This window comes from Gemmiger sp. An194, assembly GCF_002160145.1.
Taxonomy (GTDB): domain Bacteria; phylum Bacillota; class Clostridia; order Oscillospirales; family Ruminococcaceae; genus Allofournierella.
In genome coordinates, this window is sequence record NZ_NFKA01000047.1 from 1 (window position 1) to 852 (window position 852).

General features: G+C 50.0%; 1 protein-coding gene and 1 pseudogene. Both read left to right on the top strand.

Annotation, left to right across the window (positions count from 1 at the left end; translation table 11 throughout):
• Positions 1 to 378, top strand: a 378-nt coding sequence (locus B5F28_RS14825) for a hypothetical protein (protein ID WP_158097615.1), incomplete at its 5' end; no start/stop codon positions are given.
• 208 nt (positions 379 to 586) lie between these two features.
• A pseudogene (locus B5F28_RS14355) lies at positions 587 to 852 on the top strand (viral replication protein); the annotation flags it as partial.

An 852-nucleotide genomic window follows, 5' to 3' on the forward strand; every position in this document is an offset into this window, starting at 1 on the left:
TACATTGACGAACTGGCCGCTCTTGTTACATATCTGGACAAGAAAAACGCTGATCTATTCCGTTCCCGGTTGAGCACAATCTATATGCTGTCCCGTGCCCAAAATATGTACACCCTTTCTGGTGTGCAGCGTGCGGATGCCAGCACATGGACAGCCGGTGCCCGTGACAATCTCGGTCTTATCATGCTGCTGGGGGAACTTTCCAAAGAAACCTGCGACATGTTCTCACTGGACAAAAGCAAACTGGGGGCCTGCCCTTATCCCGGCATGGGCCATGTGCTGGTGAACGGTTCGCCAGATTCGCTCATGCGGGTTCACACTCTACCCATTCAGGATATGAATAAGATGGAGCGGGCCATTCAAGAGGCTCTGAACTGATCCGTCATCACTGGGGGCTTGCTGGCCGGTGGCGAAGCCAAAAGGCCGGCAAAAGCCCCCGGTGCCTGGGTGCGAAGCGCCCAGGGTCGCCAAGGCTAGTATTACCCTTGGTGACTTATGTAGCAGTAGCAAAACTACTGCTAGTTCCCATTTAACCAGCAACAACCAAACAACCCAGAACCACCCACAAGGGGGACTTTAAACACGTATGGCAAATAACAATAATCAACAGGGGCGAAAGTGGCAGTTGACCATCAACAACCCGGATCAATATAGCATGACCCCCGAAATCATTAAGCAGAAAGTGTTTACCTTCAATTCACTTCTTTATTTCTGCTTCGCTTATGAGATCGGGCTGGAAACAAAAACGAAACATGTTCACATCTATTTGGCTTCCGATGTTCCGATTCGTTTTAGCACCCTGAAAAAGCGTTTCCCTTCTGCTCATATTGAGCGCACTATTGGCACATCCCA